Origin of the sequence: Methanocalculus sp. (assembly GCF_029762515.1) — an archaeon.
GTDB lineage: Archaea > Halobacteriota > Methanomicrobia > Methanomicrobiales > Methanocorpusculaceae > Methanocalculus.
The window spans coordinates 1-8,831 of the sequence record NZ_JARVGN010000047.1 but is presented as its reverse complement, the minus strand read 5'-3'; the positions used below and the strand labels follow the sequence as shown (position 1 = coordinate 8,831).

The following is an 8,831-nucleotide window of genomic DNA, read 5'->3' as shown; positions in this document are numbered from 1 at the left end:
GGGACGACTCTCAGAACCAACCACCTCAGGATTATGACTGACGTCTTCCAGAGCTCCACATGGCTCATTGCGAACCAGAGTTCTTTTTTGGAGTTTCGTGAGAAGATTGATGAGATTACTCTTGCACTTGAAAGTGTGCTGCGGGCAAAAGGGCAATGCTATCTGATGATGAATGTCAGTCGCGATCGGCTGGAAGAGATCAGATCAATTCTTCCCGGCCTCTCCGGCCCCACCGTGATGGAGGTTGCATCTGACCAGAACCTTGTCGCAGTCCATGTGGTTGTTGCCGAAGAGCGGGTATACCAGCTGATCAATATGGTCAAGCGTGCCGGTGCCAGGGATATCCTTGTGATGGATGTCCAGCGGATGATCCCGTGATGGTTATGGACATATTTCCCGCAGTTGATATCCTTGGTGGAAGATGCGTCCAGCTTGTTCAGGGTAAAAGAGAGACCGCATCTTCCTATGGTCATCCACTCTCTTCTGCCCTTCGGTGGATTGATGAAGGGGCAACAGCACTCCACATCATCAACCTCGATGGTGCTTTTGGAAGTGCTGGGGCGAATGTGGATGTTATCCGCGAGCTGATAGCAAAAACTGATGTTTTTCTCCAGCTCGGCGGCGGTATCAGATCCGAATCCGATGCAGCCGGATGGCTTGAACTGGGTGTGGATCGCGTCATCATCGGAACGGCAGCAGCAGAAGATCCATCAATCATCAGTCGGCTTTCAATAGAACATGGAAGTGAACGGATCATGGCGGGTGTTGATGCCCGTGGTGGTGAGATAGCGATTCATGGTTGGGAGAAGACTGCCGGTGAGGTCTCTGTCTGGGCAAAAAGGTTTGAAGATGAAGGTGCTGGTTCTCTCCTCTTCACCAATGTCGATGTAGAGGGCCTCTGTGAGGGAATCGCCGTTGATCCTATACAAAGAGTTATGGCTGCGGTGAAATGCCCTGTGGTCGTCTCTGGTGGCGTCTCACGAGCAACGGATCTGAGAATTCTCCGGGAACTGGGTGTGGCAGGGGCTGTTCTCGGATCGGCTCTCTATAATGGGATGCTCTCGTTCCCTGCAGTTCTTGAGGAATTGAAATGAGACGGGCAGATATTAGTCGTGAGACGAAAGAGACGAGTATAACAATCAGCTTTGATCCGGATGGAGGTCCCCTGGAGATCCAGACGAGCCTTCCTTTCCTGGATCATATGCTTGAGTCATTTGGGAGGCACGGGGGTTTTGGCCTCTCTGTAACGGCATCAGGCGATCTCCAGGTGGATCCCCACCATACTGTCGAGGATATCGGTATCGTTCTTGGTATGGCTATTAAAGAGGCGATTGGAGATGGTCGTGGGATCACCCGGTTTGCCAATGCTGTTGTACCAATGGATGAGGCACGGGCAGAGGTTGCACTTGACTGCGGAGGAAGAGGGTATCTCGTCTTTGAAGGATCATTTGTTGGAAGTGAGACCGGGGGAATCTCAAATGATCTCTTTGAACATTTCTTCTATTCTTTCGTTCATCAGGCGGGGATTACTGCACATATCGTCTTTTCCGGCCGATCAGATCACCATATCTGTGAATCGGTCTTCAAGGCGTTTGGAATTACCCTCAATATGGCACTCAGACTGAGTGGAAACGAATCAGAGATTCGAAGTACAAAAGGAACGTTCTGAATTTTTTTTTAGAAAAGAGAGGAAATATCAAGCCTCGCTCTTTGCGGCGAGCTCGATGTCTTCCTCTTTGATCGTCTTTCTACCAGCGTGAAGGGCGTACTGATTTGCCTTCTTGGTGAGTTCGGCGATGTATGCTTCTGCTTTAGCAACAAGTGCTTCAGCTGCATCACTTCCGACACGCTCTGCACCATTCTTCTTTGCGATTCTTACTACAGCTGCAATTGGTAGGTCTGCCATGTAATTACCACCATTGAAAGAGTATATTGTTAAATATTTAAGGCTTTCGTATATTCAGCCCCTTTCTTCCTTCCATTTATCGGTATCTCGATGTTGGAGGGTTATTGTTAATTCAGGGTTTTCTTTTGAAAAGGGGTTTTAAATGGCTTTATTTGTGCCATTTGAGCTTATTTTATTGTTTTTTCAAATCACAGAGCTTTGCTGCCAGCCTGAGGGCATTCTCGTAATTATCAGATGCGCGCGAAGTATCGACGAACGTAACATCGATATTTACGACAGGTGCGCCATGTGATCTCCCGGAACCCAGAAGAACAAGTGTCCTGAAGATCAGGTTGCCGGATATGCCGTCAGGTGCAATCACAATCCCATACCTGTTTGCCGCCTCCTCGATCAGGATACCGGCATGAACTCCTCCGGTCAGTTGTGCAAGGAGCTCTCCCTCGGCCAATGATCGATCAACAACAGGATTCCTGCCGATATCACTCATCCGGCCTCCTGAAAGTATACCAATCGTCTGATCAATTCCGATGCATCCGGCAAGTGCAACAGCCCTCTCCACCAGGCTCACTTTCTCAGAACAAGTCCACCCTTCATCTATGCCAACGGGGGTGAGGAGGAATTTCTTTCCCTCGGGAGTTTCCAGAACCGCAATACGCTCGAGGCCTGAGGTGGTGGTTGATTCCCTGAGATACCTGAGTGTGGCATCGGATGGCAATGTTCCCCGCACCGCTCCATCGATCTCTCCGCTCAGCAGGCCATTGATGAGTGCGTGTATGGGGTTCGGTGATATATGGAAACGCACCTGTCCGCTCTCCTCTTCGCTCACCTCCTGAGGGGTATAAATGATGATGAGGAGATCGTCTGAAGCTGCCTTTCTGGCTGCCTCATATACCCTGGTAAAATCTTCCAGTGCCCCTATTCCGATTCTTCTCATAATGACTTGCACCAATCGATGGATCCGATGATCCCGTCATGGGAGAAGTCAAAGACTTCGGTGTTTTCTCCCTGATAGGTGATGGTGAGTTGCTGTGTATCGTTGATGGTTCCGATTATCTGTGCTGCCATACCTACGTTACGGAACAACCGTAAAACCTCATCTGCATGAGACTGGTTGGCAGTGAGTATGAAGCCCATTCCAGGGTACATTCGTACCCAGTGCTCAAAGGTGATCCCATGCACTGCAAGGTCGGGCATTGGTATCGACTGGAGATCAATACTCGCTCCTTTTCTGCTTACTTCAAGGAGCATTCCAAGGGTTCCGATGACACCGGGATTTGAGATATCCTTCGCAGATGTGACGAGGTGTGCCTCTCCGAGCTTCTTCATTACGCCGATCTGGGATCTGAGGGTCTTTGCATCTTTCATCGTGACAGAATCCCAGTTCATGGCACATGAAGGGTGAACACGGCCGTTGAGATCGATGGCTGCAATCACTGCATCTCCATTCTCTGCCCTGTCACTGTAGATGACCGAGTCAAGTCGTGCTGTTCCAAGAACCGCAACATCAATGACATTATATGGGGTGTTTGGATGGAGATGCCCTCCGACGATCGGAACGCCAAAACGGCTTGCAGCATCTGCCATTCCCCGTGTCACCTCCTGCATCAGTGTTTCATCCGTGAAGGAAAGGATATCAACGAGTGCAAGTGCATCTCCTCCCATCGCGGCAATATCATGAATATTTACAAGAACGGCACAGAAGCCTGACCAGTATGGATCAGCCTCCATCAGCTTGTTCCAGATACCGTCTGCGGCGAGGAGGAGGGCATCATCTCCCTTGCGGATGACGGCTGCATCTTCTCCAAACGATGCCACGATATCGGGAGAATCAAGCTTGAGAGAGCGGATGATCTCACCAATGGCGTGTTTTCTGGTCACTCCCTCGTATTCTCTAACCGCATCTGCTACTGATTGACTGGAGCAGTTCTTCACCACAATAAACACCAAATACCGATTACTCCTATATTTTTGCCTCATCAAAGATAATGTATTTGTTCTGGTTTACTGATCCCGGAACCTATTTTCTTCTCATAAACTGAAATAGATCTGATATGGACTGGGTGGAGAAGTATCGGCCAAAGACACTCGCAGATGTTATCGGTAATCAGTCTGCGGTTCATGAGCTCCTTGAATGGGCAAAAGACTGGACGACACAGAGCAAACCGATCCTTCTCTATGGTAAGCCAGGTATTGGAAAGACCTCGGCTGCATATGCGCTGGCACAGGATCTCGGCTGGGAGATCATTGAAATGAACGCAAGCGATCAGCGGACAAAAGGGGTGATCGAGCGGATTGCAGGGAGCTCGAGTACAACCGCCAGCCTCTCCGGCGCATTACGGCGCCTGATCCTCCTTGATGAAGCAGATAATCTTGATGGAAACGCTGATCGGGGTGGTGCAAAAGCGATTGTGGATATCATCAGGCGATCAAAACAGCCGATTATGCTCATCGCAAATGATGCCTATGGGGTGGCACCCGAGATCAGGCGGCTCTGCGATCAGGTCCAGTTCCGGGCAGTTCCCGCTCGTACGCTTGCCCCACATTTAAAAGATATCTGTGCAACGGAAGGGCTGGATTGCGATCCGGAAGCTGTCCGCATCATCGCCGAGGAGGCAAAGGGTGATATCCGCTCTGCTGTCAATATGCTCTTTGGCTCTTCAGTCGGAAAGGCTCGCATTCTTCCATCGGATCTCCAGGTTCAACAGAAGGATTCCCGTTCCAGCATCTTTGATCTTGTTGCAAAAACACTCTCCGGCTCTTCAGACGATGATTCTCTGATGCGGCTCTCCCGCGAGGTGGACGATTCGCCGGATGCGCAGATTCAATGGCTTGAAGCAGGTGCTCTTCAGCACCGTGATCCCCGGAGGCGTGCGCTCTCTCTCCGTCTTCTCTCCTGTGCGGATTCATATCTCGGCAGGACATTCAGCAGGCAGTATTACACTCTCTGGAGGTATGCAACCGGCATCATGCTCATAGGGACGGCTGCTGCGTCTGCCGGATCGGGACTCCGGGTGAGGATCTCTCCACCGGATCGATGGAAACGGATGGGGCAGGCGCGCAGGCAGAAGATGATCCGGCTCTCACTTCTGCACCGCTGCTCTGAAGCGTACCGGATCCCGGAAAAGACTGTGGCAGATGAGTATCTCACACCAATCGGTCTCCTTGCTGATAGAGATCCAATACGATTTGTCCGCTCACTCAATCTGGATGCCGATCAACTGGCACTGTTAATCCATGATAAGGCGCGTTCCCAGTCGGTCATGAAAGAGATTGAAAAAGCCGTAAAAGAAGAGGAGAAGAGAAAGTCATCACTAAAAAATGTGAAACCTGCACCTCGCGAAGATCCAATCCCTGAAAAGCAAACAGAAGAACCTGCTCTTGAAAAGAAGAAGGCAGAATCGCAATCAACACTTTTCTCTTTCTGATTGGGTTTTTTGTTTTGCGCAATAGCGGTGAAGAATGACGCCACAGTCAATCCTCTCCCCGCCATCCTGGTAGATCTCGCATCCCAGGTGGTAGATGAGCAGGTCTGATCTGACGTTTGCGGCAAGTTCGATGAGATCCGGCATCATCTCAATTCCCGGTCTGATCGCATATATGCAGTCTGATCCCCTGTAGAGCCTCAGATCGGGGTCTGTGATATCATCAACTGCTGTGCGTATCGTGCCAGCTGGTGGAAATGGCTTTCGATCGACACAGAGGATAGATCCACCCCTGCGCTGGATAATTAAGGCGGCAACCAGATTCCCGCCATATCCCACTTCAACGCATCGACGGTATCTCATTCCGATAAATGTGCCAATCGCTTCTTCAATATGTTTATAGCCGCTCATTTCCTATTTACAGTATGGGGATCGTGATCTATTGGGATTATCGATCGGTTGATGGCATCCAGCTTCCTGTGCAACGAATCATTTCGGCTGTCATTGGGTCTCCGGTTGAACTCATCCTTGGTGATCATTTTCCTCTTGAAGGATATCATCGGATACGCCGCCAGTATGATGGAGGGCGGATCATCAACCGGATAGGTCTCTTCAAACGGCTGCATGGAATACAGGATCACTTTCTACTGGTAATACCTGATGACATCTATGCCGACTCATCTGATTTTGTATTTGGACTGGCACGTGATTCTATTGGAAGTGCTGTTGTTTCAACAGCACGGCTGGAGAATGAATACTACGGGCTCCCCGGTGATATTCATCTGATCATTGAGAGGACAGCAAAGGAAGGAGCTCATGAACTGGGGCATCTCCTGGGGCTTGAACATTGCTCTGTTCCCGAATGCATCATGTACAGGCCTGAAAGCCTGAGTGAACTGGATCGGAAGGAGAGATATTTCTGCCCTGAATGCCGGCTGCAACTCCCTCCGATCAGGTGATCGTCCACCTTTTTTCTCCAGACTTTTTTCCAAAGATTAATCACTGAAAGAACGGATAATATACTGTTGTTCTGTGTATGAGGGTTGATTATTGGTTGGTATGAAGGTTCCCTGGCATGCAATCTGGGGATATGGTGCACATATCAAGTCGACACCAGGACTGTTGTATGTCCAGAAACGATCCCAGCAGTCAAGCTATTCAATAGATGCAATCAATCATCTGCTCCTGGTTGGAGGGCATACGATTCAGACTGCAACAATAAACCGTCTTCTTGAAAAGGGTGCATCAATCTCCTTCTTTGATGCTCATGGAACACCTCTTGGTACCCTAACGCCGTTTGGATCAAACAGGAATGAAGAGACATGGTGCCTTCAGACCTCAACCCCTTCACATCGGTATATCATTGAATTTGTCCGCTCTTCTCTGCAATCACGGCTTCTCTGGCTGGAGGAGCTTGATAATACTCTTGAATCAGGCCTTTTCTATCGTGGGGAACATGATTTCCTTATACAGGCAAGAAATGAGATAGAGTACCTTGTCAGGATAGAAGAGATCAGAAGGCTCCATACTCTCTCAACTGATATGTATTATGAGATTCTTTCACGGATGCTTCCAACAGATCTGGAGTACAGGAGAAGGACAAACCGCCCTCACTTTGATCCTGTCAATGCGATGCTCTCGTTTGGGTATGCACTTCTCTTCGGCAATGCATGTGTTGCAATCATAGGGGCTCATCTGAATCCTGATAACGGCCTGCTGAATCAGGGGGCAGGCGGATTTGTCTATGATATAATAGAGCCCCTGAAGAGGACCATGGTCGATTCGACGGTATTTGAACTTGCAAAGGATTTTTTAACAGCAGGTGATTATGAACTGAGCCAGACCCGCTGTGTCCTCTCGGACGAACTCATCTCCCGGCTCCTTGAGCGTTTATATACGAAGATCGATCAGCGGATCATCGATGCAAATGTGTATGCATATCTTAAATCTCTTGAGAAAGGAGGCAATTTCTCAGTTATTTTTTAAGGTATAGTGGAAGATTGGGGGTGCACGCCCTCCACTGCCTGCATAACCAATAATGTCTTCAAAGAGGGCGTTTGATGGAGAAATCCGGAAAATCTGTCAGGATGAACGTTCTCATATCAATATCCCGAATGATAGCACGGGGACAACTATAGAGCATGGATACGAACTTTTCAAGGATAACATCCTCGCCTGTGGCCAGTACGTGCACCCTGCCATCCGGGAGATTCTCCACCTCCCCGGAGATGCCGAGGCTGGTTGCAATATGCCGTATACAGGCCCTGAAACCGACTTTCTGAACTCTCCCCGAAATGATCAGTTCGATTGTTTTCATCTCTCCTCCAGACTATTTCTCATCTTTCTTATTCATTTTGAGTGGATATTATGCCCTGTAACAATCAATGGTTGCTTCTTATTCAGAATGTTGTATTCTTTCGCATCTTCAGCTGAATCAGACTTTTGATTTCTGGAATTGATTGAATGTGTTGGGAGACAAACCCGGTTCTTCCTATCAATATGGGTATCTGACCATATCCACGAATCTCACTTTGATCTCAATTCTTGTGGGAAAGTCCTTTGTCATTATGATATGGAATGAATATAGTTAATAAAGAAATCTATTCCTTTGTTTTTTGAAAAAAAGAAAAAATAAGCTTATTATTTGATTTTAAGCCTTAATGGGAGCCTAATTGGAGCAGAGAGAGAAGATAGTCTTTTACTTCTTCTGCCCGCCTTGGATCCCGTGATTCTGCATAGAGCCTGATGAAGGGTTCTGTCCCTGAAGGGCGGATCAGAGCCCATGCATCATCCCACCGTATATGGATGCCATCGGTTTCATTCAGGCCAAGCTCAGAACAGGCTGATCGAACTCTTGAAAGGATGGCAGCCGGATCATCGGAATGGATCTTCTCTTTAACCATAGTATATGGGGGGATCTCATCTGCAAGGGCGGATATCGATCGTTTTGATGCAGCGACAAGTTCTGCCATTGCAGCAGCAGTCATTCCTCCATCCCTGCAGAACTGGTGATTGGGAAAGATCTGACCTCCATTTCCTTCACCGCCAAAAGCAACCCTCTCTCCTGCCTCGATCAGTTTCAGCATGGTTCGTGCGACATATATGCTTCCAACCTTTGTGTAGGAGGTTGTGCATCCGCAGTCGGCTGCCACCTCCCTGATGACATCTGATGTACTGACGGGTGTGACGACAATGCCCGGATTGTTTTGACATGCGGCACGTGCAAGCATCGCAAAGGTCAGATTCTCGTTCATGAAAGTTCCTGTCTCATCCACAAAGACTGCCCGATCTGCATCGCCGTCATGCGCAACCCCGAATGCTGCTTTGGTTGCAATGACAGTTTCTGAAAGGAGGGCGAGCCCCTCCGGGCTCGGCTCAGGGAGCCGTCCGGGGAATGTGCCGTCAAACCGTCCATTGATGGTATGGACCGTACATCCCATTCGCCTGAGGATCTCTGGTGTTGTTGCAGCAGCCGGTCCCGATCCCGGATCAACGACGACGAC

The 8,831-nt window shown here is 49.1% G+C and carries 11 protein-coding genes and 1 pseudogene; 6 read left to right on the top strand and 6 right to left on the bottom strand.

The genetic code is table 11. The features are described from left to right. From hisG to hisB, 3 genes are all read left to right on the top strand, one after another. The coding region (hisG, locus tag QCH34_RS02795; RefSeq protein WP_366898255.1) for an ATP phosphoribosyltransferase at window positions 1–378 on the top strand (378 nt) is incomplete at its 5' end. A 5-nt stretch (window positions 379–383) separates the two neighbouring features. Beyond that, the gene (hisA, locus tag QCH34_RS02790) at window positions 384–1,094 is read left to right on the top strand and encodes a 1-(5-phosphoribosyl)-5-[(5-phosphoribosylamino)methylideneamino]imidazole-4-carboxamide isomerase (RefSeq protein WP_300329738.1); all 711 of its coding nucleotides are present in this window, start codon (window positions 384–386) and stop codon (window positions 1,092–1,094) included. Next, window positions 1,091–1,669, top strand: a complete 579-nt coding sequence (gene hisB, locus QCH34_RS02785; RefSeq protein ID WP_300329732.1) for an imidazoleglycerol-phosphate dehydratase HisB — start codon at window positions 1,091–1,093, stop codon at window positions 1,667–1,669. Before hisA ends, hisB begins: the two co-directional genes overlap by 4 nt. 27 nt (window positions 1,670–1,696) lie before the next feature. Here the strand turns inward: hisB and QCH34_RS02780 are convergent, their stop codons facing one another. From QCH34_RS02780 to QCH34_RS02770, 3 genes are all read right to left on the bottom strand, one after another. Next, a complete protein-coding gene (locus tag QCH34_RS02780; protein ID WP_255332874.1) occupies window positions 1,697–1,906 on the bottom strand; it encodes a histone family protein in 210 nt (69 codons plus the stop codon). 172 nt (window positions 1,907–2,078) lie between these two features. Then, window positions 2,079–2,840 carry a methanogenesis marker protein Mmp4/MtxX gene (gene mtxX / locus QCH34_RS02775; RefSeq protein ID WP_300329723.1) on the bottom strand — a complete coding sequence of 254 codons (762 nt, stop codon included), beginning with the start codon at window positions 2,838–2,840 and terminating at the stop codon, window positions 2,079–2,081. After that, the gene (locus QCH34_RS02770) at window positions 2,837–3,841 is read right to left on the bottom strand and encodes a methanogenesis marker 2 protein (RefSeq protein WP_300329735.1); all 1,005 of its coding nucleotides are present in this window, start codon (window positions 3,839–3,841) and stop codon (window positions 2,837–2,839) included. Before QCH34_RS02770 ends, mtxX begins: the two co-directional genes overlap by 4 nt. 116 nt (window positions 3,842–3,957) lie before the next feature. Between QCH34_RS02770 and QCH34_RS02765 the strand changes: the two genes are divergently transcribed. Further along, a complete protein-coding gene (locus QCH34_RS02765; protein ID WP_300329720.1) occupies window positions 3,958–5,331 on the top strand; it encodes a replication factor C large subunit in 1,374 nt (457 codons plus the stop codon). Here QCH34_RS02765 and QCH34_RS02760 read toward each other — a convergent pair. Beyond that, the gene (locus tag QCH34_RS02760; protein WP_300329717.1) at window positions 5,311–5,739 is read right to left on the bottom strand and encodes a UPF0146 family protein; all 429 of its coding nucleotides are present in this window, start codon (window positions 5,737–5,739) and stop codon (window positions 5,311–5,313) included. The genes QCH34_RS02765 and QCH34_RS02760 overlap by 21 nt on opposite strands. A 14-nt stretch (window positions 5,740–5,753) precedes the next feature. Here QCH34_RS02760 and QCH34_RS02755 point away from each other — a divergent pair, with 14 nt between their 5' ends. Together QCH34_RS02755 and cas1 are read left to right on the top strand one after the other, a co-directional pair. Then, window positions 5,754–6,287: an archaemetzincin family Zn-dependent metalloprotease gene (locus QCH34_RS02755; protein WP_300329714.1), complete on the top strand. Its 534-nt coding sequence runs from the start codon at window positions 5,754–5,756 to the stop codon at window positions 6,285–6,287. Between the two features lie 100 nt (window positions 6,288–6,387). Next, on the top strand, window positions 6,388–7,314 hold the full coding sequence (cas1, locus tag QCH34_RS02750; RefSeq protein ID WP_300329709.1) for a CRISPR-associated endonuclease Cas1: 927 nt from the start codon (window positions 6,388–6,390) through the stop codon (window positions 7,312–7,314). A 58-nt stretch (window positions 7,315–7,372) separates the two neighbouring features. Here cas1 and QCH34_RS02745 read toward each other — a convergent pair whose 3' ends face one another. Beyond that, window positions 7,373–7,645 carry an acylphosphatase gene (locus tag QCH34_RS02745; protein WP_300329705.1) on the bottom strand — a complete coding sequence of 91 codons (273 nt, stop codon included), beginning with the start codon at window positions 7,643–7,645 and terminating at the stop codon, window positions 7,373–7,375. A gap of 340 nt (window positions 7,646–7,985) precedes the next feature. After that, a pseudogene (locus tag QCH34_RS02740) lies at window positions 7,986–8,831 on the bottom strand (phosphoglucosamine mutase); the annotation flags it as partial.

Bases quoted from the DNA above. Each gene is read 5' to 3' on its own strand.
- QCH34_RS02755 (WP_300329714.1), top strand. From the start codon at position 5,754: ATGGGGATCGTGATCTATTGGGATTATCGATCGGTTGATGGCATCCAG.
- QCH34_RS02760 (WP_300329717.1), bottom strand. From the start codon at position 5,739: ATGAGCGGCTATAAACATATTGAAGAAGCGATTGGCACATTTATCGGA.
- hisA (WP_300329738.1), top strand. From the start codon at position 384: ATGGACATATTTCCCGCAGTTGATATCCTTGGTGGAAGATGCGTCCAG.
- QCH34_RS02765 (WP_300329720.1), top strand. From the start codon at position 3,958: ATGGACTGGGTGGAGAAGTATCGGCCAAAGACACTCGCAGATGTTATC.
- mtxX (WP_300329723.1), bottom strand. From the start codon at position 2,840: ATGAGAAGAATCGGAATAGGGGCACTGGAAGATTTTACCAGGGTATAT.
- cas1 (WP_300329709.1), top strand. From the start codon at position 6,388: ATGAAGGTTCCCTGGCATGCAATCTGGGGATATGGTGCACATATCAAG.
- QCH34_RS02780 (WP_255332874.1), bottom strand. From the start codon at position 1,906: ATGGCAGACCTACCAATTGCAGCTGTAGTAAGAATCGCAAAGAAGAAT.
- QCH34_RS02745 (WP_300329705.1), bottom strand. From the start codon at position 7,645: ATGAAAACAATCGAACTGATCATTTCGGGGAGAGTTCAGAAAGTCGGT.
- hisB (WP_300329732.1), top strand. From the start codon at position 1,091: ATGAGACGGGCAGATATTAGTCGTGAGACGAAAGAGACGAGTATAACA.